Source organism: Kitasatospora sp. NE20-6 (assembly GCF_045862635.1).
Genome location: NZ_BPRL01000011.1, coordinates 14,386 through 38,619, shown reverse-complemented (window position 1 = coordinate 38,619; position 24,234 = coordinate 14,386). Strand labels below are relative to the sequence as shown.

General features: G+C 75.4%; 25 protein-coding genes. 8 read left to right on the top strand and 17 right to left on the bottom strand.

Features of this window, described 5'->3' with window-relative positions:
• Positions 1-55 precede the first annotated feature (55 nt).
• The 6 genes from SNE206_RS12110 to SNE206_RS12085 all read right to left on the bottom strand — a co-directional run bounded on the left by SNE206_RS12110 (position 56) and on the right by SNE206_RS12085 (position 5,759).
• Positions 56-436 (bottom strand): hypothetical protein, encoded by a 381-nt coding sequence (locus SNE206_RS12110; RefSeq protein WP_407913301.1) that lies wholly within the window; start codon positions 434-436, stop codon positions 56-58.
• A gap of 109 nt (positions 437-545) precedes the next feature.
• Positions 546-1,073: a 2-C-methyl-D-erythritol 2,4-cyclodiphosphate synthase gene (gene ispF / locus SNE206_RS12105; protein ID WP_407913300.1), complete on the bottom strand. Its 528-nt coding sequence runs from the start codon at positions 1,071-1,073 to the stop codon at positions 546-548.
• The gene (ispD, locus tag SNE206_RS12100; RefSeq protein ID WP_407913445.1) at positions 1,063-1,842 is read right to left on the bottom strand and encodes a 2-C-methyl-D-erythritol 4-phosphate cytidylyltransferase; all 780 of its coding nucleotides are present in this window, start codon (positions 1,840-1,842) and stop codon (positions 1,063-1,065) included. Before ispD ends, ispF begins: the two co-directional genes overlap by 11 nt.
• A 251-nt stretch (positions 1,843-2,093) precedes the next feature.
• On the bottom strand, positions 2,094-2,576 hold the full coding sequence (locus SNE206_RS12095) for a CarD family transcriptional regulator (RefSeq protein ID WP_014136563.1): 483 nt from the start codon (positions 2,574-2,576) through the stop codon (positions 2,094-2,096).
• A 1,183-nt stretch (positions 2,577-3,759) separates the two neighbouring features.
• Positions 3,760-4,455 carry a response regulator transcription factor gene (locus SNE206_RS12090; RefSeq protein ID WP_263104752.1) on the bottom strand — a complete coding sequence of 232 codons (696 nt, stop codon included), beginning with the start codon at positions 4,453-4,455 and terminating at the stop codon, positions 3,760-3,762.
• Complete coding sequence (locus SNE206_RS12085) at positions 4,452-5,759, bottom strand: sensor histidine kinase (protein ID WP_407913299.1); 1,308 nt, start codon at positions 5,757-5,759, stop codon at positions 4,452-4,454. The genes SNE206_RS12090 and SNE206_RS12085 overlap by 4 nt, the downstream gene beginning before the upstream one ends.
• Before the next feature lie 292 nt (positions 5,760-6,051).
• On the opposite strand from SNE206_RS12085, the gene phoU reads away from it, so the two are divergent.
• Both phoU and SNE206_RS12075 read left to right on the top strand, forming a co-directional pair.
• Positions 6,052-6,744 carry a phosphate signaling complex protein PhoU gene (gene phoU / locus SNE206_RS12080; RefSeq protein WP_407913298.1) on the top strand — a complete coding sequence of 231 codons (693 nt, stop codon included), beginning with the start codon at positions 6,052-6,054 and terminating at the stop codon, positions 6,742-6,744.
• A gap of 250 nt (positions 6,745-6,994) precedes the next feature.
• Entirely contained in the window at positions 6,995-7,171 is a 177-nt protein-coding gene (locus SNE206_RS12075) for a hypothetical protein (protein WP_407913297.1), read from the top strand.
• A 71-nt stretch (positions 7,172-7,242) separates the two neighbouring features.
• On the opposite strand, the gene SNE206_RS12070 is transcribed toward SNE206_RS12075, so the two are convergent.
• Positions 7,243-7,830, bottom strand: a complete 588-nt coding sequence (locus tag SNE206_RS12070) for a lytic polysaccharide monooxygenase (protein ID WP_407913296.1) — start codon at positions 7,828-7,830, stop codon at positions 7,243-7,245.
• Positions 7,831-8,105: 275 nt separating this feature from the next.
• On the opposite strand from SNE206_RS12070, the gene SNE206_RS12065 reads away from it, so the two are divergent.
• The gene (locus tag SNE206_RS12065; RefSeq protein ID WP_407913295.1) at positions 8,106-8,474 is read left to right on the top strand and encodes a hypothetical protein; all 369 of its coding nucleotides are present in this window, start codon (positions 8,106-8,108) and stop codon (positions 8,472-8,474) included.
• Between the two features lie 21 nt (positions 8,475-8,495).
• On the opposite strand, the gene SNE206_RS12060 is transcribed toward SNE206_RS12065, so the two are convergent.
• Positions 8,496-9,254 (bottom strand): phosphoglyceromutase, encoded by a 759-nt coding sequence (locus tag SNE206_RS12060; protein ID WP_405012688.1) that lies wholly within the window; start codon positions 9,252-9,254, stop codon positions 8,496-8,498.
• A 147-nt stretch (positions 9,255-9,401) separates the two neighbouring features.
• On the opposite strand from SNE206_RS12060, the gene SNE206_RS12055 reads away from it, so the two are divergent.
• The gene (locus tag SNE206_RS12055) at positions 9,402-10,673 is read left to right on the top strand and encodes an MDR family MFS transporter (RefSeq protein ID WP_407913294.1); all 1,272 of its coding nucleotides are present in this window, start codon (positions 9,402-9,404) and stop codon (positions 10,671-10,673) included.
• On the opposite strand, the gene SNE206_RS12050 is transcribed toward SNE206_RS12055, so the two are convergent.
• On the bottom strand, positions 10,660-11,211 hold the full coding sequence (locus tag SNE206_RS12050; protein WP_407913293.1) for a YbjN domain-containing protein: 552 nt from the start codon (positions 11,209-11,211) through the stop codon (positions 10,660-10,662). The two genes, SNE206_RS12055 and SNE206_RS12050, sit on opposite strands and share 14 nt — an antisense overlap.
• A gap of 81 nt (positions 11,212-11,292) precedes the next feature.
• The gene (gene mshA, locus SNE206_RS12045) at positions 11,293-12,585 is read right to left on the bottom strand and encodes a D-inositol-3-phosphate glycosyltransferase (protein ID WP_407913444.1); all 1,293 of its coding nucleotides are present in this window, start codon (positions 12,583-12,585) and stop codon (positions 11,293-11,295) included.
• A gap of 413 nt (positions 12,586-12,998) precedes the next feature.
• Here mshA and SNE206_RS12040 point away from each other — a divergent pair, with 413 nt between their 5' ends.
• Positions 12,999-13,835 carry a class I SAM-dependent methyltransferase gene (locus SNE206_RS12040; RefSeq protein ID WP_407913292.1) on the top strand — a complete coding sequence of 279 codons (837 nt, stop codon included), beginning with the start codon at positions 12,999-13,001 and terminating at the stop codon, positions 13,833-13,835.
• Between the two features lie 355 nt (positions 13,836-14,190).
• Here SNE206_RS12040 and SNE206_RS12035 read toward each other — a convergent pair whose 3' ends face one another.
• Positions 14,191-14,745 carry an O-acetyl-ADP-ribose deacetylase gene (locus SNE206_RS12035; protein WP_407913291.1) on the bottom strand — a complete coding sequence of 185 codons (555 nt, stop codon included), beginning with the start codon at positions 14,743-14,745 and terminating at the stop codon, positions 14,191-14,193.
• A gap of 218 nt (positions 14,746-14,963) precedes the next feature.
• On the opposite strand from SNE206_RS12035, the gene SNE206_RS12030 reads away from it, so the two are divergent.
• The gene (locus SNE206_RS12030; protein WP_407913290.1) at positions 14,964-16,556 is read left to right on the top strand and encodes a PP2C family protein-serine/threonine phosphatase; all 1,593 of its coding nucleotides are present in this window, start codon (positions 14,964-14,966) and stop codon (positions 16,554-16,556) included.
• Positions 16,557-16,643: 87 nt separating this feature from the next.
• Here the strand turns inward: SNE206_RS12030 and SNE206_RS12025 are convergent, their stop codons facing one another.
• The 4 genes from SNE206_RS12025 to SNE206_RS12010 form a co-directional block, all read right to left on the bottom strand.
• Positions 16,644-16,973 (bottom strand): DUF2516 family protein, encoded by a 330-nt coding sequence (locus tag SNE206_RS12025; RefSeq protein WP_407913443.1) that lies wholly within the window; start codon positions 16,971-16,973, stop codon positions 16,644-16,646.
• Between the two features lie 214 nt (positions 16,974-17,187).
• Positions 17,188-17,721 carry a hypothetical protein gene (locus SNE206_RS12020; RefSeq protein ID WP_407913289.1) on the bottom strand — a complete coding sequence of 178 codons (534 nt, stop codon included), beginning with the start codon at positions 17,719-17,721 and terminating at the stop codon, positions 17,188-17,190.
• Positions 17,722-17,811: 90 nt separating this feature from the next.
• Positions 17,812-18,222, bottom strand: coding sequence for a helix-turn-helix domain-containing protein (locus tag SNE206_RS12015; RefSeq protein ID WP_405012681.1), 411 nt, complete (start codon positions 18,220-18,222; stop codon positions 17,812-17,814).
• Positions 18,223-18,340: 118 nt separating this feature from the next.
• Complete coding sequence (locus SNE206_RS12010; protein ID WP_407913288.1) at positions 18,341-18,970, bottom strand: DUF4291 family protein; 630 nt, start codon at positions 18,968-18,970, stop codon at positions 18,341-18,343.
• Positions 18,971-19,039: 69 nt separating this feature from the next.
• Between SNE206_RS12010 and SNE206_RS12005 the strand changes: the two genes are divergently transcribed.
• Positions 19,040-19,930, top strand: coding sequence for an alpha/beta fold hydrolase (locus SNE206_RS12005; protein WP_407913287.1), 891 nt, complete (start codon positions 19,040-19,042; stop codon positions 19,928-19,930).
• Here SNE206_RS12005 and SNE206_RS12000 read toward each other — a convergent pair.
• Both SNE206_RS12000 and SNE206_RS11995 read right to left on the bottom strand, forming a co-directional pair.
• Positions 19,903-20,124, bottom strand: a complete 222-nt coding sequence (locus SNE206_RS12000) for a hypothetical protein (RefSeq protein ID WP_407913286.1) — start codon at positions 20,122-20,124, stop codon at positions 19,903-19,905. The two genes, SNE206_RS12005 and SNE206_RS12000, sit on opposite strands and share 28 nt — an antisense overlap.
• A gap of 2 nt (positions 20,125-20,126) precedes the next feature.
• On the bottom strand, positions 20,127-23,285 hold the full coding sequence (locus SNE206_RS11995; RefSeq protein WP_407913285.1) for an SNF2-related protein: 3,159 nt from the start codon (positions 23,283-23,285) through the stop codon (positions 20,127-20,129).
• Between the two features lie 251 nt (positions 23,286-23,536).
• Here SNE206_RS11995 and SNE206_RS11990 point away from each other — a divergent pair, with 251 nt between their 5' ends.
• Entirely contained in the window at positions 23,537-24,142 is a 606-nt protein-coding gene (locus SNE206_RS11990; RefSeq protein ID WP_407913284.1) for a YceI family protein, read from the top strand.
• Positions 24,143-24,234 lie beyond the last annotated feature (92 nt).

Below are 24,234 nucleotides of genomic sequence, written 5' to 3'. Positions count from 1 at the left end.
GACGTGCCCCTCCCGGCCGGGCCCGGCCGGCGGCGGGGCGGTGGATGCCCCGTGTTCAGGACCCGCCCGGGCGGTAGTCCCAGCGGACGGCCGGCGGTTCCTCGCCGGCCTCGCGGGCCTCGTCCTCGATCTCCCGGTCCTCCTGCGCGATGAACCGGCGTCCCTGCTCGGCGAGTTCGTCCCGTTCCCGGTCGGACATCGCGGAGAGCCGGTCGTGCAGCGAGTCGGCGCCGGCCAGCAGCTCGGGGCTGTAGGCGCTCTGCGAGAGCGCCTGGCGCAGGCCCGTACGGCCGGCGAGCACGTCCCGGGCCATCTCCTGCATGGCCGGGCCCGCGCCGCCGTCGGCGAGCTGCTTCATCGCCTTGTGCAGCAGCCGGGCCTCGCCGGGGCTCTGCGCGATGTCCTGGAACTCCTCGTAGCCGACCTGGCGGTCCATCGGCGCATCTCCCCCGTCGCGTGGCGGGCGTCCGGCCCGCCCAGTGGCCCTGGCACGTTACCGGCGCCCGGGCCACCCGTCCGGCGAGTCGCGGAACCGGTACCGAAGCTCAACCCACCCGGTACACCAGGGCGGTGGCGATCGCCGCCAGTCCCTCGCCGCGGCCCGTGAGGCCGAGCCCGTCGGTGGTGGTGCCGGAGACGGACACCGGCGCGCCGACGGCGGCCGACAGTGCGGCCTGGGCCTCGGCCCGGCGCTTGCCGATCTTCGGACGGACCCCGATCACCTGGACGGCGACGTTGCCGATCTCGAAGCCCTCCGCGCGGACGATCCGGGCGGCCTCGGCGAGCAGGGCGACACCGGCCGCGCCGGACCACTCGGGGCGGTCCGTGCCGAAGTGCGCACCGAGGTCGCCGACACCGGCCGCGGAGAACAGCGCGTCGCACGCGGCATGGGCGGCGACGTCCGCGTCGGAGTGTCCGGCGAGGCCGTCACCGGCGCCGGGCCAGTCCAGGCCGGCGACCCGCAGCGGGCGGCCGGCCTCGAAGGCGTGGACGTCGGTGCCGATCCCGACGAGCGGGACGACGGGCGGCGCCGCCGGCGCGGCGGGCCCGGGAACGATCGGGTCAGAAACCATCGGAGGCCCTCCTGCGGGCGAGTACGGCCTCGGCGAGCACGAGGTCCAGCGGCCGGGTCACCTTGAACGCCTCCTCGTGGCCGGGCACCACGACGACGGTGCCGCCGAAGCGCTCGACCAGGCCCGCGTCGTCGGTCACCGGCGGCAGCCCGCCCGCGGATTCCTCGGCGAGCGACTTCTCGTGCACCTCGTGGAGGACGGCCCGGCGGAAGCCCTGCGGGGTCTGCACCGCTCGCAGCGTGGCACGGTCCGGCGTGTCGAGCACGGGCTCCGGTACGCCGGCGGCCCGCGGTTCGACGCGCTTCACGGTGTCGGCGAGCGGCACGGCCGGCACCACCGCGTCGGCCCCGGCGCGGACGGCCGCGGCGACCGCGTCCACGACCTCGACCGGCACGAGCGGCCGGGCGGCGTCGTGCACCAGCACGACCTCGACCGTGTCGGGGATCGCGGCCAGGCCGAGCCGGACGGACTCCTGGCGGGTGGCTCCGCCGGCGACCACCCGGACGTCCTTGCCGTCCAGCCCGTGGCTGCCGAGCAGGGCCTCCACCCCGGCGACGCCGTCCGGCGGGGCCGCGACCACGACCAGGCCGATCGCCCGGCTGCGGGCCAGCGCCCGGACGGCGTGGACGAGCAGGGGCACGCCGCCGAGCTCGCGCAGCGCCTTCGGGGCGCCGGGCCCCAGTCGCTCCCCGCGCCCCGCGGCCGGTACCACCGCCGCTGCAACTGCTGCTGACGCGTTCAGGTTTCGCTCCTTCGGCGAAGTGGGTATGGCCCTTGGCGTGCGCCGTCCAGCGTGCACCGCAGACCCTTCCGACTGCACGTTAGCCACAACGCCGGGCCGCCCGCGCGGAGCGGCGGACGGACCCCTTCCGGGCCGCCCGCACCGCAGGGGCCGCGCGTCGCTCCGGCACGCCCGTGCCCGGGCACGCCGAAGCGCCCGAGGTGCCGGAATCGCCGTCCCGTCGGCCGAGCATGACGGGACGGCGCGCCGGCATCGGGCGCTGGGCGTTCTGGAGCCGCTTAGGAGGCGAGGACCTCGTCGAGCAGCGTCTCCGCCTTGTCCTCGTTGGTGTTCTCCGCGAGCGCGAGCTCGCTGACGAGAATCTGGCGGGCCTTGGCGAGCATTCGCTTCTCGCCGGCCGAGAGACCGCGCTCACGCTCGCGACGCCACAGGTCGCGGACGACCTCGGCAACCTTGATCACATCGCCGGACGCGAGCTTCTCGAGGTTCGCCTTGTAGCGCCGAGACCAGTTGGTGGGCTCTTCGGTGTACGGTGCGCGAAGCACCTCGAAGACCCGGTCGAGACCTTCCTGACCGACCACGTCGCGCACGCCGACGAACTCCGCGTTCTCGGCGGGCACACGCAGTGTCAGGTCTCCCTGCTGCACCTTGAGCACCAGGTAGGTCTTGTCCACACCTTTGATCTGGCGAGTTTCGATGGCCTCGATCAGCGCGGCCCCGTGATGGGGGTAGACCACCGTGTCGCCAACCTTGAACGTCATGTGACAGGACCCCTTCCGTGGCTTTCCAGAATAACACGCTTCTCGGCGCACCCGAAGGGCGTTTTCGCAGGTCAGGGCGGGTCTCAGGGCTTGACAAGGACCCCCATGACGTGCTGCGACCGGTGTTCGACGAAGGCTTCCCGCAGGTCGGAGGTGGTGCGACAGCTCGACGAAACCTCTGGCAACACCGCCGAAACCATGATTGGATCTTGAGTTTTTGCCCTGTCGCGTGTCGTGTCCCCCGTCACGACCCGCCGACCGGCCCCGTCCACCCGCACGACCTGCGCCGGTTCGTGGGCGTCCGGAGCCGGGCGCGGCCCCCGCTGCGCACGCGAACGGATGCCGGGGCGCGACACGGGGCCACCCCGTGGGGACCGGGCGTAAGCGGTCGGTAGGCTGACGCCGACCACCGAACGTGATCCACATCGTGCGATCCACGCAGCTCATCCACATCCAAGGAGAAGTCGCCGCCGTGAGCCGGAGCCTTCGACGCGGCGCGATCGCCGCCCTCGTCCTCGCCGCCATCGTCCCGCTGTCCGCCTGCTCGGCCGGCAACCAGGCGGAGACCCTCCAGGTCAAGCCGGACTCCGCGGCCACCTCCGTGGGCCAGAACCTCCGCCTCAACAACATCGTGGTGGTGACCGCCGCGACCGCCTCCTCCGACGAGGCCGGACCGGCGAACGTCACGGTCAACATCAGCAACACCGGTGCCGACCCCGAGATCCTGCAGGCGGTCACCGTGGACGGCGGCGCCGCGCAGCTCACCGACGCCAAGGGTGCGAACGTCACCGAGATCGTCATCCCGGCCGGCGGAGCGCTGCTGCTCGGCGGCGAGGGCCTCCCCGGCGCCCGCGTGGCCTCGGCGAAGCTCCCCGTCGGCGGCTACGCCGACACGGCCTTCACCTTCAAGACCGCCGGCAAGGTGAGCGTCCCGGCCGGCGTGAGTCCGGCGGTCGGCCTCTACGCCTCCTTCGGCCCCAAGGCCGAGCCCGTCCCCGAGGCGTCCCCGACGGCCTCCGCGTCCGCCTCGGGCTCCGCCAAGCCGTCCGGCTCGGCCTCCGCATCCGCCTCGCGCTCGGCGGGCCCCGGCGCCTCCGGCTCCGCGCCGGGCTCCGCCAGGCCGTCCGGCTCGGCCTCCGCGTCGGCGAGCGCCTCGGCCGTGTCGTGGCGTGTCCGGCGGGGTCTACGGCTCGAACTTGTAGCCCAGGCCGCGGACGGTCACCAGGTAGCGCGGCGCACCCGGGTCGGGCTCGATCTTGGCCCGCAGGCGCTTCACGTGCACGTCGAGGGTCTTGGTGTCACCGACGTAGTCGGCGCCCCAGACCCGGTCGATCAGCTGCATCCGGGTGAGCACCCGGCCCGCGTTGCGCAGCAGCATCTCCAGCAGGTCGAACTCCTTGAGCGGCAGGTCGACCTTGGCGCCGTCGACCGTCACCACGTGCCGGTCGACGTCCATGCGGACGGGGCCGGCCTCCAGCGCGCCGGGGCCGCCGCCGTCGCCGTTGCCGTTGCCGTCCTCGCCTCGGCGGCGCAGCACCGCGCGGATCCGGGCGACGAGCTCCCGGGTGGAGTAGGGCTTGGTGACGTAGTCGTCCGCGCCTATCTCCAGGCCGACGACCTTGTCGATCTCGCTGTCCTTGGCGGTCACCATGATCACCGGGACGTTGGAGCGGACCCGCAGCTGACGGCAGACCTCGGTGCCCGGGAGGCCCGGGAGCATCAGGTCGAGCAGGACGAGGTCGGCGCCGTTGCGCTCGAACTGCTCCAGCGCGTCCGGGCCGGTGGCGGCGACGGCCACCTCGAAGCCTTCCTTGCGGAGCATGTACGACAGGGCGTCGCTGAACGACTCCTCGTCCTCGACCACCAGTACTCGGGTCACGATCGGGCCTCCGGGGCAGGAAGGGGGGTGGGTGCGGTGCGTGGGTCATGGCCGTCCGCCGTGGTCGACGGGACGGCGGTGTCGCGGTCCGCGGCCGGGGCCTGCCCGGACGGGAGCCGCAGGGTGAAGGTGGAACCCTGGCCCTCGACGCTCCACACCGCCACGGTGCCGCGGTGGGAGGCCGCGACGTGCTTGACGATGGAGAGGCCGAGGCCGGTTCCGCCGGTCGCCCGGGAGCGGGCCGGATCCACCCGGTAGAAGCGTTCGAAGATCCGCTCGCGGTCCTTCTCCGAGATGCCGATGCCCTGGTCGGTCACCGAGACCTCGATCAGTTCGCCGTCGGCCTCGCCGAGGACGGCGGCGCTGGAGATGCGGCGGGTGGCGATGGCCACCCGGGTCCGCGGCGGGCTGTAGTTGACGGCGTTCTCGACGAGGTTGCCGAGGGCCGCGGCGAGCTGGCCGCGGTTGCCGTGGAGGTAGAGGCCGGACGTGCCGCCCGAGGCGATGAGGATCTGCTTGGCGGCGGCGGGCTGCCGGCACCGGTCGATCGCCTCGGCGATCAGCTCGTCCACCGGGACGGGCTCCGGGTCGACCAGCCGCTCGTCGTCCTGCACCCGGGAGAGGTCGATGATCTCCTGGACGAGGCTGGCGAGCCTGGTCGCCTCGATCTGCATGCGGCCGGCGAAGCGCTGGACGGCCTCCGGGTCGTCGGACGCGTCCGCGACCGCCTCGGAGAGCAGGGAGAGCGCGCCGACCGGCGTCTTCAGCTCGTGCGAGACGTTGGCGACGAAGTCGCGGCGGATGGCCTCGATGCGGCGCCGCTCGGTGAGGTCCTCCACGAGGACGAGGACGAGCCGGGAGCCCAGCGGCGCGACCCGCACGGACACCGCGAGGGGCTCGGCGGCGCGGGCGCCGCCGGGGCGGGGCACCTCCAGCTCGACCTGGCGGATCTCGCCGTCGCGGCGGGTCGCCCGGGCGAGCGACAGCATCGGGTCGACGGCCATCGCCCCGCCCCGCACCAGGCCCATCGCGTAGGCGGCGGAGCTGGCCTTGACCACCTCGTCGGCGTCGCCGAGCACGATGGCGCAGGAGCGCAGCACGGAGAGCACCGTGTCGACCCCGGGCGGGAGCGGGGTGTCGTGCACCGGGAGCCCGCTGCTCCCTGTCCTGCCTGCGTTGCCGATCCTCGGAGCGCCGCCGCGGGCCTGCTCGCGTTCGCTCCAGCGGAAGGCGATGGCGGCCGTGAGACCGACGCCGAGCCCGGCTATGGCGCAGGCAGCGGCGGTGGCCACATTCACGTCCATGTCATTCAGCCTAAGCGCACGGTGGGCGGGCTCCTCAACGGTGCGATCAAGGGATAGGCCGCACGTTGCCGAGAATTCACCTTCAGTCCGCTGCCGGTTCACTGCACGGGTCGTGCGAGGTCGCCCGGACGGCCCAGTGTTGTCGTCGCAAGCCCGTGCGGGCGGTGACGCGGCTACCATTCGCGCCACCAGCAGCGGCCGTCCCCGGACGGACCGGTCGGCACCGCCACCGACACAGCTACTGATGGAACGTCCGTCCCGGCAGCGGGACGGACGGCCAGGAGGAGACAGCATGCGCGACGCGTACCACGAGGAACTCGACTCGATCAGCGACGGCCTCGTCGAGATGGCCCGGCTGGTCGGCTCGGCGATGGGCCGGGCCACCACGGCGCTGCTCGACGCCGACCTCACCCTGGCGGAGAGCGTCATCGCGGCCGACGAGAAGGTCAACAACCTCCACCACGAGCTGGAGAACCGCGCCATCGACCTGCTGGCCCGCCAGCAGCCGGTCGCGACCGACCTGCGCATCGTGGTCACCAGCCTGCGGATGAGCGCCGACCTGGAGCGCTGCGGCGACCTCGCCCGGCACGTGGCGAAGGTCGCCCGGCTGCGCTTCCCCGAGAGCGCGGTGCCGAACGACCTCCACCCGATCGTGCTGGAGATGGGTCAGCTCGCGCAGCGCCTCGTCGCCAAGGCCGGGCTCGTCATCTCGACGAAGGACGTCGACGCCGCCCTGGAGCTGGAGCGGGACGACGACGCCATCGACGCCCTGCACCGGGAGCTCTTCTCGCACCTGCTCGACGACCGCTGGCAGCACGGCATCGAGACGGCCGTCGACGTCACCCTCGTCGGCCGCTACTACGAGCGGTTCGCCGACCACGCGGTCTCGGTGGCCAAGCGCGTGGTGTTCCTGGTGACGGGCGAGCACCCGGACGGGTTCGCGGCCGAGGCCGAGGCCGTTCCGGCCGTCACCGCCGCCGACTGAGCGGAGCGGCCCCGCGGGCCCGGGTGCGCCGCCCGGGCCCGGTGGCGCTTCCGGCGCGGACGGCACTTCCGGTGCGAACGGCGCTTCCGGTGCGAACGGCACTTCCCGGGCCGGGGGCGCACGCGGGCCCGGGTGTCCTACCTCCGCGCGCCCGTTGACGCCCCGTCGCCCGGCGGTCTTCACTCGGAACGGGCATGCCGAGGAGTGCTGCGCATGCCGCCGTGTGCCGTCGATGAGGAGGCCCAGCACGATGAAGGCTCACCGGACCCCGACCACGCCCGCGGCGAGCGCCGCCGAACAGCCCGCCCCGAAGCTCCTGCCGGTCCTCGCCGCGGGTTGCGGCTGCGGCCCGGGCTGCGGCTGCGGCTGCCAGTCAGGGGCGCCCTGCCAGTGCGGCGGCGCCACCGGCGGCTGCTGCGGCCACTGAACGACGGTGCCCCGCCGGGCCGGCTCGGGCCGGTCCGGCGGGGCACCGGTGCGTGCGGGGGCGTCTCCGGGTCAGAAGGTGACGTCCATGCACTGGTAGAAGGCGTTGCTGGTGTCGGCGACGTCCCACACGGCGAGGATCACCTGGTGGCCGGTGCGGCCGCCCGGCAGGGTGCCGACGTGGCTCACCGTGGCCGGCGGCTGGGCGCCGTTGTAGGGCACGGTGAGGAACGGGGTCAGGTCGAGGCTGCTGCGGGTGATCTTCGTGCCCGCGTTGTAGCCCGCCTTGGTCAGGTAGTAGCGGAACTGGCTCGTGGAGTGCCGCGCGGTGAACTTCCAGGTCATCGTGAGCCGCTGCCCGGCGGTGACCCTGGTGGTCGGCCAGGCCCCGCCGCGCGGGTCGTCCAGCTGGGCGAAGCGGCTGTTGCCGCCCGCGCAGAGGGTGCCGTCGGACGGCCCGGTCGACGGGAAGCCCTTCGGGCCCTCGACGCTCTGCGGCTCCCACTGGATGTCGCCGCAGTTGGTGACCGTGCCGGCCGCGCACAGGGCGGCGCGGCTCGGCGGCGTCGTGACGTAGGCGTGCGACTGGGCGGGGACGGCGGTGGCGAACGGGACGGCCGCGGCAGCCGCGACGGCGGCCAGGATGTGACGCTTGCGCATGGTGCTCCCTCCGTGGGGGTGGATGGAGTGCGTGTGCAGGTGCGTGTTCCGTGGTGCGCGTTGTCGTGCGCGAACAGACCGGCGGGGCAGCGCCCTGCGTGGGGTTGGCGTGCTCGCGCCAGGTCTGGACCACCACGCTAGGAGCGGAGGCGGCCGTCCGTCAATGGTCTGAACCAGTTTGAGGACACCGGGAGGTGACGGTGCGTCGGGTCGCGGGCCTCCCCGGAGGCACCCCCCGGAGGCGCACGCCGGGCCCTCCGCAATACTTCCCTGCCATGACGACTGCGCTGATCGTGACCATGACGGTCCTGCTGCTGCTCGGCGCCGCCCAGGCCGTCCACAAGGCGCGGGCCCGCCGCTGGTACGACGCCGGGGCCTCGCTCTGCGGGACGCTCGGCGCCTGGCTCGTCACCGTCGCCGGGACCGCCCGGCACCCCGACCCGCTCTTCTTCTGGGCGGGCCTGGCCATCGTCCTGCTGGGCTTCGCCCTCGAATTCGCCGCCCGGCATGCGGCACGGGTCCGCGACGCCGCCGGAGCACCAGCGGACGGCCCGGCGGAGGGCCCGGCGCAGGGCCCGGCGGACGGCCCGGCGCAGGGCCCGGGAACGGCGAAGGCCCCTCACCGGCACGAGGCGCGCAGGTGAGGGGCCGTATCGCTGTCGGGCTTACTTCTTGCCCTGGTTCTTGACCGCCTCGATGGCCGCAGCGGCGGCGTCGGCGTCGAGGTAGCGGCCGCCGGGGGTGAGCGGCTTGAAGTCGGCGTCGAGCTCGTAGACGAGCGGGATGCCGGTGGGGATGTTCAGGCCCGCGATGTCCGCGTCGGAGACGCCGTCGAGGTGCTTGACCAGCGCGCGGAGGCTGTTGCCGTGCGCGGTGACGAGCACGGTGCGGCCGGCGGCGAGGTCGGGGACGATCGCGTCATACCAGTACGGGAGCATGCGCTCCACGACGTCCTTGAGGCACTCGGTGCGCGGGCGCAGCTCGCTCGGGATGTCGGCGTAGCGGTCGTCGCCGGCCTGCGAGTACTCGTTGTCGTCGGCGAGGACGGGCGGCGGGGTGTCGTACGAGCGGCGCCAGAGCTGGAACTGCTCCTCGCCGAACTCGGCGAGGGTCTGGGCCTTGTCCTTGCCCTGCAGGGCGCCGTAGTGGCGCTCGTTGAGGCGCCAGCTGCGGCTCACCGGGATCCAGTGGCGGTCGGCCTTGTCCAGGGCGATCTGCGAGGTGCGGATCGCGCGGCGCAGCAGGGAGGTGTGCAGCACGTCGGGGAGGAAGCCCTCGGCGGCGAGGAGCTCGCCGCCACGCGCGGCCTCCTTCTCGCCCTTCTCGTTGAGGTCGACGTCGACCCAGCCCGTGAAGAGGTTCTTCTGGTTCCACTGGCTCTCGCCGTGGCGGAGCAGGATGAGTCGGTAGGTCGTGTCAGCCATGGGCGCCAGTTTAGAGGAGGAGGAATTCGGTTGGTCGGGCCGTCTCATCCCAGGTAATGTCCGCCTATCGCCTTCGCCTCTTACCACCGCGCCGGCGGGCCTCACCCGGCCCGGCTGCGCGCGTGGCCGCACGCCCGGGAGCCGCCCATGCCCGCCGCAGTCCGCCTGCGCACCGCCGCCCGGGAGACGGTCGGCGGACTGCCCGGCCCGTTCTGGTGGCTGTGGACGTCGACCCTGGTGAACCGCCTCGGCGGCTTCGTGGTGACCTTCCTCGCGCTCTACCTGACCGCCGACCGCGGCTACTCGCCGGCGTACGCGGGCCTGGTGGCGTCGCTGTTCGGTCTGGGGTCCGCCGTGGCGGCCGTCGGGGGCGGCGTGCTGACCGACCGGTGGGGCCGGCGGCCGACCCTGCTCGCCGCCCAGCTGGGCACGGCGGTGTCGACGGCGGTGCTGGGCTTCTGCGACGGCCGGGTGACGATCGCGGTGACGGCGTTCGCCGTCGGCCTGGCGAGCAACGCCTCCCGGCCGGCCGTCTCGGCGATCATCGCGGACATCGTGCCCGCCGAGCACCGGGTGCGGGCCTACTCCCTGAACTACTGGGCGATCAACATCGGCTTCGGCGTCTCCGCCGCGGTGGCCGGGCTGATCGCCGCGCACGGTTACCTGGCGCTGTTCCTGCTGGACGCCGCCTCCACGCTGGCCTGCGCCGTGGTGGTCTTCGTGCGGATCCCGGAGACCCGTCCCGAGCGGGCCGCCGCCGCCGCTGCCGGGGCGGCACCGGCGGAGCCCCGGGCCGGCCTGGGCACGGTCTTCCGGGACACCCGCTTCATGGCCCTGGTCGCGGTGAACCTGCTGCTGGCCGTCGTGGTGCAGCAGGGCAGCACCACGCTGGCGGTGGACATGGGCCGCGAGGGGATCTCGGCCACCCGGTACGGCCTGGTGATCGGCCTGAACGGCCTGCTGATCGTGCTGCTGCAGCTGCCGGTGACCCGGCTGATGGCGGGCCGCGGGCGGACCGGCCTCCTGGTGGTCAGCTCGCTGCTGACCGGCTGGGGATTCGGGCTCACGGCCCTCGCGGGCGGTTCGGCGGGGTTCTACGCGTTGACGGTCGCGGTCTGGACGGTCGGCGAGATCATGGCCGCCCCCACGATGATGGGCCTCGTCGCGGAGCTGTCGCCCGCCCGTGCCCGCGGCCGCTACCAGGGCGTCTACTCGCTCTCCTGGTCGCTGGCCTCGTTCGTCGGCCCGGCGGCCGGCGGCTTCCTGCTGGAGCACGCCGGCGGCCGGGTGGTGTGGGGCGGCTGCGCGGCCTTCGGCACCGCGGCCGCCGTGGCGTTCCTGTGGCTCGGACGGCGGCCCGCACCGGCGGCCGCGGCGGAGGGCCGGCCGGTCGGGGCCGCCGAGCTCAGCCGCTCGTAGCGGCGTCCGTGCCCGCCTCCGGCGGTCCGCCGTCCGCGGGGGCGGCCAGGTGCGCGAACGCGGCCAGGTTGCCGACGGACTCGCCGCGCTTGGTGCGCCACTCCCACTCGCGGCGGATCGCCGTGGCGAAGCCGAGTTCGAGCAGCGTGTTGAAGGGTTCGTCGGCGCTCCGGAGCACGGTGCCCAGCAGCCGGTCCACCGCGTCGGGGGTGAGCGCCTCCAGCGGCAGCCGTCCGGCGAGGTAGACGTCGCCGAGGCCGTCGACGGCGTACGCCACGCCGTAGAGCCGGGTGTTGCGTTCGAGCAGCCAGCGGTAGACGGCCTCGTGGTTCTCGTCCGGCCGGCGGATCACGAAGGCGTTCACCGACAGGGTGTGGTCGCCCACGCGCAGCGCGCAGGTGGTGGAGAGCTTGCGGGTGCCGGGCAGCGTCGCGACCAGCGTGTACGGGTCGGTCGCCGCCGCTTCCCAGCCCACCCCGGCCTCGTCGAGCGCGGTGCGGAGGAGGGCCAGCGCGTCGTCCTTGGTACGGATTGCCATGGAGCTGACGCTACTCGCCGGTACCCCCGGGGCGCACCGCCCGACCCGCCGCGGGACGGCACCGCGCCGGCCGCGCCCCGGTCAGGCCCGGCGGCGCAGCCGGTCCTCCGGGCGGGCCATAGCCCCCGCGTACACCTCGGCCGTCGCGGCCGCGGCCGTGCCCCAGCCGAAGGCCGCCGCGTGCCGGGCCGCCGCCTCGCCGCGCCGCTGCACGAGATCGGGCAGCGTGACGTACGGCTCCAGGGCCTGCGCCCAGGCGGCCGGGTCGTGGCCGTGCACGAGGGTGCCCGTGAGGCCGTCCCGGACGGCGACCGGCAGGCCGCCCACGGCGGCGGCGACCACCGGCGTGCCGCAGGCCTGGGCCTCCAGCGCGACCAGGCCGAAGGACTCGCTGTAGGAGGGCATGACCAGGGCGGTGGCCGCGCGGTACCAGGTGGCGAGCCGCTCCTGGCCGACCGGCGGGTGGAAGCGGACGACGTCGGAGATGCCGAGCTGGGCGGCGAGCTTGTGCAGGCTCTCGGGCCGGGCCAGGCCCGTGCCGGAGGGCCCGCCGACCACCGGCACGACCAGCCGCTCGCGCAGCTCCGGTCGCCGGTCGAGGAGCACGCCGACGGCCTTCAGCAGCACGTCCGGCGCCTTCAGCGGCTGTATGCGGCCGGCGAAGAGCAGCACGGCGGCGTCCTGCGGCAGCCCCAGCCCGGCGCGCGCCTCGGCGCGGTCGCCGGGGCGGAAGACGTCCAGGTTGACGCCGGGGTGCACGACGGCGAGCTGGTCGCCGCGGGCCGCGTAGTGCTGCGAGAGTTCGCCCGCCTCCTCCGCGGTGTTGGCGATCAGCCGGTCCGCGGCCTCGACGACCTGGGTCTCGCCGATCACCCGGGCGGCGGGCTCGGGCGTGTCGCCCTCCGCGAGCGCGGCGTTCTTGACCTTGGCCATGGTGTGCATGGTGTGCACCAGCGGCACGCCCCAGCGCTCCGCCGCGAGCCAGCCGACCTGCCCGGACAGCCAGTAGTGCGAGTGCACGAGGTCGTAGTGCCCGGGCCGGTGGCCCGCCTCGGTGCGCAGCACCCCGTGGGTGAAGGCGCAGAGCTGCGCGGGCAGGTCCTCCTTGAGCAGCCCTTCGAACGGGCCGGCCGTGACGTGCCGCACCAGCACGCCGGGGGCGAGCTGCACGGTCGGGGCGTCGTCGGAGCTGATCGCGCGGGTGAACACCTCGACCTCGATGTCGAGCGCGGCGAGCCGCTTGGCGAGCTCGACGATGTAGACGTTCATGCCGCCGGCGTCGCCGGTGCCCGGCTGGTGGAGCGGCGAGGTGTGCACGCTGAGCATCGCGATGCGCCGGGGCCGGCGCTGACGTCCCCCGACGAGGGCCTGCAGCCGGGCGAGGCGGGCGGGCGGGGCGAGACCGGCGCCCTGTCCGGCACCTGGGGCCTGGGCAAGGCCCGCCACCTGGGCGAGCCGCTCACGACGGGCCGCGCGTGCGGAGTGCTGCGTCACCTGGCTGAAGCCTCCTCGTGCTCCCGGCCGATCGGTACGTCCGGCCGTACGGGCGGGCCCGCAGGACGGCCGCAGGGCGCGGCCGGGCCGCCCTGCGGGTCGGCGTGCTCCGCCGGGGCCGACAGCTCCGGGCAGGACACACGCCGAGGGTGGCAACCACGGGCCCGCCGTCCGCTATTCCCGTGGCGACGACCGTCACAGCACCGGGCCGCCGCCCGCCCGCCCGCCCCACCGGCGCGCTCCCCCGGGGAGAGGGCCCCGGGGCCGGTCCGGGGCGCCGCGTACGCTGAGGCGTGGCCGCATTCGACCCCTCCCCCGTCCGCCCCTCCCCCGTCCGCGGAGCCCGTACGACCCGCCCGGTCGGGACGGTCACCCGCGGCACCACCAACACCAACCGGCTCCGCCGGATGGACCGCTGGATCACCCACACGATGGCCCGGACCCTGCGGACCGCCGCCCGCCCGCCGGTCGCGGTCGACCTCGGCTACGGCGCCGCGCCGTGGACGGCGGTCGAGCTCGCGACCCGGCTGCGCGCCGTCCGGCCGGACGTGCGGGTGGTGGGGATCGAGATCGAACCGGCCCGGGTCGCGGCCGCCCTCCCCTACGCCGACCCGCCGCGGCTGAGCTTCCGCCGCGGCGGCTTCGAGGTGCCGCTCGACGGCGGGGCCGCCCAGCTCATCCGCGCCGCGAACGTGCTGCGGCAGTACGACGAGGAGACGGTCGGCACGGTCTGGGAGCGGCTCTGCGGGCGGCTCGCCCCCGACGGGCTGCTCGTCGAGGGCACCTGCGACGAGATCGGCCGCCGGCACGTCTGGGTGGCGCTCGGACCCGAGGGACCGCGGACGGTCACCTTCGCCGCACGGCTGGCCGACCTGCAGGCGCCGTCCGACCTGGCGGAGCGGCTGCCGAAGGCGCTCATCCACCACAACGTGCCGGGGCGCCCGGTGCACGCCTTCCTCTCCGACTTCGACCGCGCCTGGGCGTCGGCCGCACCGTACGCGGCGTTCGGGGCCCGCCAGCGGTGGATCGCGGCCTGCACGGCACTCGCGGGGAGCTGGCCGCTGGTGGACGCGCGCGGCCGGTGGCGGCAGGGCGAGGCCACGGTGGACTGGGCGGCGCTGGCCCCGTAGGCCACCACCACCCGCACCTCGCCCACCCGGCCGCCGGCGGCCGTCCGCACCCGCACGGTCCCGGCCGGCCCGGGGCCGTGGCCTGCGCGGCCGGGCCGCCGGGCACGGGCGGCGACCGCAGGCCCGGCAGGGGCGGGCCCGTGTACGGCTCGACCGATTCACTCGAACGAGTTATCGATTTCCTCTGGCGTGTTGACGGCCCGTCACGCCACCATGGGGATGTCGCACCCGTCGTCGCCCGTCACACCCGGCGCCGCCGACCCGCCGCCACGATCCCGCCCGACCGCACGCACCTCCGGGCCCGATCCGCACCGGCGCGGCACCGACGGCCAGGCCCCCTCCCGCCCGACCCTCGTCAGCCCGACCCCACCTCACGCCGCACCCGCTCGAACACCGCGTACGCCTCCGCATCGAACAGCACGAACCGCACCTCCGCCGGCCCCTCGGCCGATCCGTCCGGCGCGACACGCGCCCCCTCCTCCACCACGGTCGTCAGCGCGATCCGCGCGGCGTCCTCCAGCGGCCACCCGAAGATCCCGGCGGAGATCGCCGGAAAGGCCACCGTCCGTGCACCCAGCTCCCGCGCCACGCGCAGCGATTCCCGATAGCAGGAGGCCAGCAGCCCGGTCCGCTCCGTCCGCTCCTCCGGGAGGAACACCGGCCCCACGGTGTGCACCACCCACCGGGCCGGCAGCCGCCCGGCCGTCGTCGCCACGGCCCGACCGGTCGGCAGGCCCTTGCCGTAGTGGGAGGCCCGCAGCCGACGGCAGTCCGCGAGAATCTCCGGACCGCCCCTGCGGTGGATCGCCCCGTCGACCCCACCACCGCCGAGCAGCGAGGAGTTGGCGGCGTTGACCACCACGTCCACCTGCTGATCCGTGATGTCACCCTGGACCAGCGTGATCTGCATCACCGAAATCGACCTCCCGTCAGCCCCCGTGCGCACGGCCGCCACGCTAGCCGTGCACGCCGCCGAGCGCGTGGCGATAACCACAGCCGCGGCTGCCAGTCAGAGAAATCCCCGGAGATCACGTTATGGTCGCGAGAAGCTCCTCGACCCGCGGTGCCAGGCGGGCACTGCAGACGGACATCAGCCGTTGGGCAGTCGGGGAAAGGAAGGACCGACCAATGCCCGCATCGGGAGACGGCCGGGCATCCACTGCCACAGGCAGGTTCGGTGCCGCCGACGCCGCCGACACCGCACGCCGTGCGGGCGCGGTTCCAGTCACGGATCCGGCCACGGACGCGCCCGCCCCCGGTGGCACGCCCGGCCTGCAGGCCGGGCGTGCCACCGGGACGGCGGACGCCCGCCCCGCGGAGCGCCCGCACCGGCCCGCCGCGCCCCGCGAGCCGGCACCGATACCGCATCCCCGGTCGAACTCCGGCGGGCCGGCCGACACCACCGGCGAGGCCCCGTACCGCCTGCTCGTGATCGAGGACGGCGACACCGGGGACTTCGGCCTGATCGAGGCCCTCGTGGCGGACAGCGGCGCCCGCGTGGACCTGCACCGCGCCGGCGGCATCGCCGAGGCCGCCGACCTGCTCGCGCCCACCACGCTGTCGGCACGCCGCGGCCGCGGCCGTCCCGTCGACTTCAACTGCGTGCTCCTCGACCTGGCCGCCCCCGGCCACCTCGTCGAGCCCGCCCACCCGGCCGACGAGGCCTTCCCGTCCGACGGCCTCGACGGGCTCCGCGAGCTCCGCCGCCGCGCCCCGCACGTCGCCCTGGTCGTCCTCACCGACGCCGCGGGCGCCGAGCTCGGCGCCGCCGCCGTCGCCGCCGGCGCCCAGGACTTCCTGGTCAAGCGGGAGACCGACGGTCCCCTGCTGGCCCGCGCCCTGCGGTACGCCGTGGAACGCAAGCGGGCCGACGAGTCGCAGCGCCGGCTCGTCGAGGCCGAGCTCCGCGGCCAGGAGAACGCCCGCCTCCAGCGGCACCTGCTGCCCACCCCGCTGCTCGACGGCGCCGGACTCGCCTTCACCCGCCGGTACCGGCCGGGCCGACGGCGCGCCCTGCTCGGCGGCGACTTCTACGACGCCGTCCGCACCGACGACGGCACCGTGCACGTGGTCATCGGCGACGTCTGCGGTCACGGCCCGGACGAGGCGGCGCTCGGGGTCGCCCTGCGGATAGCGTGGCGGACCCTGGTCTTCGCCGGGCTCACCGGCCAGCAGCTGCTCACCACGCTCCAGCACGTGCTGGAGCACGAGCGGCGCAGCGACGAGATCTTTGCCACCCTCTGCATGCTCGTCCTCACCCCCGGGCCGCGGCCGCAGGGGGCGGACGGTGCGTCCCCGGGCGCACCCGGGGTCGAGCACGCCAGCCTCTTCCTGGCGGGCCACCCGGCGCCCCTGCTGCTGGGCCCCGGCGGCACGCCGCAGCTGCTGCCCGCCGAGCAGGCGGGCCCCGCACTCGGCCTGCTGCCGTGCGACGACGGACTCGCCGCCTGGCCCGCACAGCAGCTCGAACTCCACCCCGGGTGGAGCCTGATGCTCTACACCGACGGGCTGGTGGAGGGCCGGGTCGGCGCCGGGTCGCGCCGGCTCGGGCAGGACGGCCTGATCGAGCTCATCGCCGACCACCAGGCCGGCGGGCTGAGCCGGGGCCGGCTGGTCGACAGCGCCCTCGCCGAGGTCGAGGAGCTCAACGGCGGCGCACTGACCGACGACGTCGCGGTGCTGCTGCTGGAGCGCAACCCGGTGCCCGCCCTCATGGGCTGACGGCCGGGTCCGCAGCCGGACGCGCCGCGGGGGCGGCACCCCCGGTCGGGGTGCCGCCCCCGCGGCACGTGCGGGTCGGACGCCGGGTCACCAGGGCCCGTAGGGGCCGATGTTGCGGCGTCCGCCGCCCCGGCCGTCCGTGAGCTGCTTGATCGCCGGGCGCACGTCGACCATGTACACGATGGCGGCGACCAGGCCGATCAGGGTCAGGAAGTTGCTCAGCACGTACGCGCCGAGCAGGAGGTCGAGGCCGAGGGCCAGCCCCAGCACGATCAGCCAGAATCCCTTGGTCTTCTTGTCCGCGGCCCGGTACGCGTCGTCGCGGCGCAGCGCCGCGTCGACGAGGGCGAACAGCTTGAAGCCGATGATCGCCATGGCGAGCCACCAGAACGGGTTCAGGTAGTCGAAGAGCAGGATGTCGGACACTTCGGTCTCCTCACGGCGGCCTCGGCTCTACCGCCCATCGTGGCACGGCACGCGGCCCGCCTCGGTGACAACGTCCGGATCGTCCCGGACGTCCCCGGAACCCGTCGCACGCACGCGCGCCGACCGAACGGGTGACGGGCGGGCGGCGCGCCGGCGGCGGCGCACCGTCCGGTGCACCGCCGCCGGGGCGCGTGACGGGCTCAGGTCACTTGGTGCTCTTGCGGGCCCGCGGCGCCTTCTTCTCCGTGTCGGGGGCCGGCTCCTCCACGAGCTCGCCCTCGACCGGCTCGGCGTCCAGCGCGACCTCGGTCACCACGGCCTCGGCGACGGGCTCTCCCACCGGGGCCGACCCGGCCGGGGCGGTGCGGCCCTTGTCGACGACGGACTTGCCGCGCACGGCCAGCTCGTCGTACGCCTCCTTGGCCTTGACGGCCAGCTCGGCCGCGCGGGCCACCTGCTGCAGGGCGAAGGTCTGCGCCTTCTCCTGGAGCTCCTTCAGGTCGGTCGGCAGCGTGGCGACGGCCTCGTTCACCTTGCCCTGCGCCCCGACCAGGCGGGCCTGGGCCTCCTGCAGCCGCGCGGCGGCCTTCTCCTGCGTGGCCTTGCGGTCGGCGGCCAGCGCCTCGACCTTGCCCGGCACCACGCGCAGCTTCTCGTACGCGAGGTCGCCGGCCCCGGCGAGGGCGTAGAGCGGCGTGGGGTCGCTGAGGGTCTTCTTGATGTCGTCGGTGATCGGCATGACCGGTCCTCCCGGGCGTTCGGGTGCGTGCGGTGGTCTCGGTGGCGGCCAGGTGCGGCCGGGCGCCGGCGGCGGGTGCGCGGCGGCGCGTCAGCCCTCGGCCGGCGCGGTCGGCGCGGCCCGGGCGGCAGGAGTCCCGGCGGGAGCGTCGGTGCTCTCGCGGTTCTCCTTCAGGAAGGCGTCGTAGACGGCGAGCAGTGCCTGCTTCTGCCGTTCGTTGATCAGGGGGTCGGCGAGGATCGAGGCCCGCAGTTCGAGCCCTTCGCCGTGCCGCTCCTCCAGGATTCCGGCCTGCACGTAGAGCGTCTCGGCCGAGATCCGCAGCGCCTTCGCGATCTGCTGCAGGATCTCCGCGCTCGGCTTGCGCAGCCCGCGCTCGATCTGGCTGAGGTACGGGTTGGACACGCCGGCCGCGTCCGCGAGCTGCCGCAGCGTGAACTGCGCGGTACGCCGCTGCTCGCGGATGTACTCGCCGAGCGAGCCGACGTTCAGTGAGGCCATGCCCTCCAGCATGCCCACCCCTGCTTGCAATTGCAAGCAGGTTGCTAACTGCAGCAACCGTGTCGGCCCGCGGAGGGCGCCGCCCGGGGGTTCAGGCCGGGGGTTCAGGCCCGGGGGTTCACGGGTTCCGCCGGTACGGGGTGCCGGACGCGGTCGGGCGGCCCTGGCCGCCGCGTCGGCGCGGGCCGGGGATCCGGTGCGGGACGCCGACTCCCAGCTGCCGGGCCAGGGCCGGCTCCAGCGGGTAGGGGCGCTCGGTGGGCAGCAGGCGGACGGCCTGGGCGTTGAGACCGGCCCGGATCAGCCCGGAGATCCGGTGCACCCGGGGGGTGAGGTCGGTGACGGAGACCGTCCACTCGTCGACGAACGCGCCGAGGAGGGGCCGCCCCACGCCGACCTGGATGCTGTGGTGGCCGAGCGCCGCACCGGCGGCGGAGCGCTCCGGATCCCACCGGACGTGCGCGGCGGCGTCGGCGGGCGCGGCCTGGTCGTCCGTCGCCGGGACGGCCTCGGCGAGCGCGCGCTCCCAGCCCTCGCGGGTGATCCGTACGGCCAGCACGCGCTCCTGGCCCGTCCTGCGGGCCCAGTTGGTGCGGTGCATGAGCCAGCGGAAGGAGGGCTCGATCCAGATCGTCCGGTGGCCGGCGAACGGCTCGGCGGGGTGACCCGGGGCCCCGGGGGCGTGCGCCTGGTACATCACGATGGTGCGGTCGTCGTAGTCGGCACGGATCCGGCGCAGCTCGGTCACCGCACCACCCTGCCAGTCCGCCGGGAAATCCCGCAGCGGTTTTCCGCCCGGTCCGGCAGCATGGCGGCCATGTCGATCTTCGCCTCGTACGACGGAACCCCGCTCTGGTACGACGTCGCGGGCGACGGACCGCCGTTGCTGGCGCTGGGCGGCGGGCCGGGTACGGACGTCCGGTACCTGGGCGTGCTCGGCGGGCTGGACGGCCGGCGCACCCTCGTCCGGATGGACGGGCGGGCCGCGGGGCGCTCCGGCGTGCCGGCGGACCGGGCGAGTTGCGCGTTCACCGCGCAGGCGGCCGACGTGGACGCGCTCCGCCGCCACCTCGGCCTCGACCGGGTGGACGTGCTCGGTCACTCGGCGGGCGCCCTCACCGCGCAGCGGTACGCGGCGGAATTCCCGGCGGCCACGGGCCGGCTGGTGCTGGTGACGCCGGTCGGCCGGGCCGCGAGGGAGCCGGACGAGGCGGAGCTCCGGACGATCCGCGCCGCCCGTGCGGACGAGCCGTGGTACCCGGACGCGGCGGCCGCGGCATCCGAGGCGGCCGCGGGTACGGGCGACCCGTGGGAGCTCGCGGCGCGCCTCGCGCCGTTCAACTGGGGCCGCTGGGACGACCGGGCCCGTGCCGAGGCGTTCCGTGAACTCCCGCCCGCCCCGGCCTGGCTGCGGGCGGCCTTCTACGCGGGCGGCGCACCGGTGCGGCCGGTGGACGCGCCGGTGCTGGTGGTGGCGGGCGGCCGGGACGGCATGATCGGCACCGTGCCGGCCCGTCTGGTGGCGGGCTGCCACCCGCACGCACGGCTGGAGGTGCTGGCGGAGGCCGGCCACCGCCCGTGGGTGGACGAGCCGGGGCGGTTCCGCACGCTCGTCGAGGAGTTCCTCACCCGGGGACGGCCGGCGGGGCAGGCGCCGGTGGAGGGGGCCGGGGCCGGAGGTCAGTCCGGGGTGGTGAACCGGCGGTAGGCCGGGCCGAGCAGGTCCGCGAGGTCCCGGCCGCGGACGGTGATGCCGGAGGGCCCGAGCGGATCGATCGCGGGGGCCGCCGGGCGGTCGGGGACCTCGTCCCCGCGGAGGGTGAAGTCGCCTTCCCAGTAAGGGTCCGGGGGTGCCGGGCGGGGTCGGTCCGCCGTCGGGTCGGGGTTGCGGGCGTCGGTCACGGTCAGGCTCCGGTCGCGTCGGCGGAGAGGGCCAGCAGGTCGCGCAGCTCGTCCGCGGGCAGTTCGGTGAGCCACCGCTCGCCCGTGCCGACCACGGTGCCCGCCAGGGTGCGCTTGGCCTCGACGAGGTCGGCGATGCGCTCCTCGACCGTGCCGGTGCAGACCAGCCGGCGGACCTGGACGTCGCGGCGCTGGCCGATCCGGTGGGCGCGGTCGGTGGCCTGGTCCTCGACGGCCGGGTTCCACCAGCGGTCGAGGTGGACGACCTGGTTGGCGGCCGTGAGGTTGAGGCCGGTGCCGCCGGCCTTCAGCGAGAGCAGGAACACGCCCGGCCCGTCGGGCTGCTGGAAGCGGTCGACGAGCCGCTCGCGTTCGGTCCGGGGCACGCGGCCGTGCAGGTGGAGCACCTCGGTGCCGAGCCGGCGGGCGAGGTGGGGGCGGAGCCTGACGGCGAAGTCGGCGTACTGGGTGAAGACCAGGGCGCGGTCGCCGGCGGCGAGGGCGGCGGCGAGGATCTCCTCCAGCCGGTCGATCTTGCCGGAGCGGCCGGCCAGTCCGCCGCGGTCGTGCACGAGTTGGGCGGGGTGGTTGCAGACCTGCTTGAGGCGTCCGATCGCGGCGAGCACGGCGCCCTTGCGTTCGACGCCGCGGACTCCCCGGACGCGCTGCAGCAGGTCGGCGACGACGGCCTGGTAGAGCCCGGCCTGTTCGGCGGTGAGGTTGCAGCGCACGGTGAACTCCTGCTTGGCGGGCAGGTCGAGGGCGATCGCGGGGTCGCCCTTGACGCGGCGCAGCAGGAAGGGCCCGCTGAGCCGCCGGAGGCGGTCGGCGACGGCCCGGTCGGCGTTCTGCTCGACGGGGACGGCGAAGCGTTCGCGGAACGACTCGGCGCTGCCGAACAGCCCGGGGTTGGTGAAGTCGAGGATGGCGTGCAGCTCGGCCAGCCGGTTCTCGACGGGGGTGCCGGTGAGGGCGATGCGCGGGCCGGAGGGCAGCGAACGCAGGGCGCGGGAGCGGTCGGTGGCCCCGTTCTTGACGGCCTGGGCCTCGTCGGCGACGATGCGCCGCCACCGGACGGTGCGGAGCGGCGCGGCGTCGCGCTGGACGACGCCGTAGGTGGTGACGACGAGGTCGGTGCCCGCCGCGGCGGCCTCCACGCCCTCGCGGTCGGCGCCGTGGTGGATGTGCACGCGCAGGCCGGGCGTGAAACGGGCGGCCTCGCGCTGCCAGTTGCCGACCAGCGAGGTCGGGCAGACCAGCAGGGTGGGCCCGGTGGCGCCCTCGGCGTGTTCCCGGGCGAGCAGGGCGAGGGTCTGGACGGTCTTGCCGAGGCCCATGTCGTCGGCGAGGACGCCGCCGAGGCCGAGCCGGCCGAGGGCGTGCAGCCAGGCGGCGCCGCGCCGCTGGTACGGGCGGAGTTCGCCGTGGAAGCCGGGCGGGGGCGGGCCGTCGGCGGTGTCGGCGGGTGCGGTGCCGGCCCGGCCGGCCAGCAGGTCGCCGAGGGGGCCGTCGGCGTGCACGGCGGTGACGGGCAGCCCGGCGACGCTCGCGGTGTCGTCGAGGGCGAGGCGGAGGAGTTCGGCCGGGTCCATGGTGCCGGTGGCGTGCCGGAGGAGGAAGGCGTAGGCCGCGCGGATCTGGCCGGGGTCGACCTCCGTCCACCGGCCGCGCAGCCGGACGAGGCCCTGCTGGGCGGCGGCGAGTTCGGTGAGTTCGTCGTGGGTGAGGACGGTGTCGCCGAGGGCGGCCTGCCAGTGGAACGCGACGACGTCGTCGCGGTCGATGCGGGCGGGCTGCTCGACGGCCCCGGGGGTGCCGGTGCGGGTGGTGAGGGCGAGGCCCAGCCGGGGCCGCCGCTGCCACCAGGCGGGCAGCATGACGCCGAAGCCGGCGCCGGCGAGGGCGGGTGCGGCGTCGCGCAGGAAGGCGAGGGCGCCGGCCCGGTCGAGGGCGAGTCCCGTCGGGCGGAGCTGCCGGGCGGTGTCGTGCAGGGCGGGGTGCAGGAGGGCGGCCCGGTCGAGTTCGGCGGCGAGCGCGGCGCCGGGGCTGTCGACCGTGCGGGAGAGCGCGGCGTGGCCGGGGCCGTGCGTCCAGAGGTCCTCGGCGGGGACGAGCAGCGACGGCCGGTCGACGGCCTGGAGCAGGAGGTCGAGCCGCCAGTCGTCGTCGGCGGCACCGGGGGCGTCCTCCGCGCCGGCGACCGGCCCGGCGGCGGCGACCGGTCCGGTGCAGGCGACCGCGTCGGGCAGGCCCGCGTCGTGGCCGAGCGGTTCGGTGAGCCGCAGGACGAGCCGGACGGCGGGGTCGGCCGGCGGGCGGGCGCGCCAGGCGGCGAGCTGTCCGGCGAGTTCCGCGGGGGCGGTGCCGAGGTGTCCGTCCGGGGCGTACCACGCACCGAGCCAGGGGGGCCCGGCGGCCGGGGGCGGGGTGTCGGCGAGGGCGGCGCGGGCCTCGCGGTCGGTGAGTGCCTCCAGGGCGTCGGCGAGCAGCCGGTCGGCCCGGCGGCGGCCGGCGGCACCGTCCGCGTCGGTGGCGAGGAGCGCCCGGGGGCAGCCGGCGGCGAGGGCGGCGGCCTCGGCCCGGTCGGCGGCGTCGGGGGCGGGCCGCCAGGCCGCGTACGCCGTGCCGTCCCGGTCGTCGAGGACGGGCAGGACGCGGCCCCGGCCGACCAGCCGCCACGCGAGGTCGTGGACCGCGGTGAGCCAGCGCAGCGAGCCGCCGTAGCCGAGTTCGGTGGGCGGGGCGCCGTCGGGCTGGCAGTGGGCGCCGCCGTGGTGCGGGTCGAAGAGCGCGCCGAGCAGCTGGGCGGGGTGCGGGCCGTCGAGGACGAGCACGGGCACCCGCCAGGCGGCGGTGGGGGCGGCGCCGGTGCGGGTGCCGCCGGGGAGCTGGGTGGACGGTGCGGGTGCGCCGCCGGTGGTCGGCAGGTGGAGGGTGGTCCAGCGTTCGGCGGCCTGGGCGGCGAGCCAGCCGGGGCCGGGGCCGAGGCCGGCGAGCAGGCGGGCGACCTGCGGGGCCGGGCAGGCGTACGGGTGGGCGGCGGGTCCGTGGCCGGGGGCGGGCGGGGGCTGTGCGGTGTCGGGTGCGGGGCGGGCGGCGGCGTCCTCGGCCCACAGGGCGAGCCGGCCGCCACCCTGCCAGAGCGCGTGCAGGGCGTACATGGGTGCACCTTCCGTGGGCCGACGTCCTCACCTTAGGCACGGGGGCCGACACCTCGGGCACGAGGACCGACGGGGCGGCTGCCGGGGAGCGGAGCGGCGGGCGGAGCCGCGGGCGGCGGCCGCCGGGGGTGTCCGGCCGGGGTGGTGCGGGACTCGCCGGACCAAGTGGTTGAACTTTGAACCATGACGCGTTACGGTGGAGCCAACAAGTTGAAGCCTAAACAAATGGCTTCGGACCAGAGGAGCAAGCCGTGGGTATCTTCAGCCGCAAGAACGACACCACCGTCGCCGTCGCCACCCCGGTCGCCGGCCCCGGCCTCGGCCACCTGACCGGCGGGTACACCATCGACACCACCCACAGCCAGATCGGCTTCGCCGTCCGCCACGCCATGGTCACCAACGTCCGCGGCGAGTTCACCGAGTACGAGGGCAAGCTGCACCTCGACGGCAACGAGCCCGCCAACTCCTCGGCCGACCTCGTCATCAAGGTCGCCAGCATCGACACCAACCAGGCCCAGCGCGACGAGCACCTGCGCACCGGCGACTTCTTCGCGGCCGACACCTACCCGGAGATCCGCTTCCGCTCGACGTCCGCCGAGCGGATCGGCGACGAGTCGTACCGGCTGACCGGTGACCTCACCATCAAGGACACCACCCGGCAGGTCGTCCTCGACCTCGACTTCACCGGGCACGCCACGGACGTCTACGGCGCCGAGCGGGTCGGCTTCGAGGGCAGCACCACCGTCGACCGCACCGCCTGGGGCCTGACCTACAACGCGGCGCTGGAGACCGGCGGCGTGCTCATCGGCGAGAAGGTCAAGCTGAGCTTCGACATCTCCGCCGTCAAGGCCGCCTGACCGGAACCGCAGCACCCGACCCACCTGGCCACGCCCCCGCCGGTCCGACCGGAGGGGGCGCCGCCGCGTCCGGGCCCGGACGCCGGACGCCC

Bases quoted from the DNA above. Each gene is read 5' to 3' on its own strand.
- SNE206_RS11995 (WP_407913285.1), bottom strand. From the start codon at position 23,285: ATGTACGCCCTGCACGCGCTCTGGCAGGGTGGCGGCCGGCTCGCCCTG.
- SNE206_RS12095 (WP_014136563.1), bottom strand. From the start codon at position 2,576: ATGACGTTCAAGGTTGGCGACACGGTGGTCTACCCCCATCACGGGGCC.
- SNE206_RS12030 (WP_407913290.1), top strand. From the start codon at position 14,964: ATGCCCGCATCGGGAGACGGCCGGGCATCCACTGCCACAGGCAGGTTC.
- SNE206_RS12020 (WP_407913289.1), bottom strand. From the start codon at position 17,721: ATGCCGATCACCGACGACATCAAGAAGACCCTCAGCGACCCCACGCCG.
- SNE206_RS12085 (WP_407913299.1), bottom strand. From the start codon at position 5,759: ATGGACGTGAATGTGGCCACCGCCGCTGCCTGCGCCATAGCCGGGCTC.
- SNE206_RS12060 (WP_405012688.1), bottom strand. From the start codon at position 9,254: ATGGCTGACACGACCTACCGACTCATCCTGCTCCGCCACGGCGAGAGC.
- SNE206_RS12015 (WP_405012681.1), bottom strand. From the start codon at position 18,222: ATGGCCTCACTGAACGTCGGCTCGCTCGGCGAGTACATCCGCGAGCAG.
- SNE206_RS12110 (WP_407913301.1), bottom strand. From the start codon at position 436: ATGGACCGCCAGGTCGGCTACGAGGAGTTCCAGGACATCGCGCAGAGC.
- SNE206_RS12005 (WP_407913287.1), top strand. From the start codon at position 19,040: ATGTCGATCTTCGCCTCGTACGACGGAACCCCGCTCTGGTACGACGTC.
- SNE206_RS12055 (WP_407913294.1), top strand. From the start codon at position 9,402: ATGCCCGCCGCAGTCCGCCTGCGCACCGCCGCCCGGGAGACGGTCGGC.
- SNE206_RS12065 (WP_407913295.1), top strand. From the start codon at position 8,106: ATGACGACTGCGCTGATCGTGACCATGACGGTCCTGCTGCTGCTCGGC.
- SNE206_RS12075 (WP_407913297.1), top strand. From the start codon at position 6,995: ATGAAGGCTCACCGGACCCCGACCACGCCCGCGGCGAGCGCCGCCGAA.
- SNE206_RS12070 (WP_407913296.1), bottom strand. From the start codon at position 7,830: ATGCGCAAGCGTCACATCCTGGCCGCCGTCGCGGCTGCCGCGGCCGTC.
- SNE206_RS12035 (WP_407913291.1), bottom strand. From the start codon at position 14,745: ATGCAGATCACGCTGGTCCAGGGTGACATCACGGATCAGCAGGTGGAC.
- ispF (WP_407913300.1), bottom strand. From the start codon at position 1,073: ATGGTTTCTGACCCGATCGTTCCCGGGCCCGCCGCGCCGGCGGCGCCG.
- SNE206_RS12050 (WP_407913293.1), bottom strand. From the start codon at position 11,211: ATGGCAATCCGTACCAAGGACGACGCGCTGGCCCTCCTCCGCACCGCG.
- phoU (WP_407913298.1), top strand. From the start codon at position 6,052: ATGCGCGACGCGTACCACGAGGAACTCGACTCGATCAGCGACGGCCTC.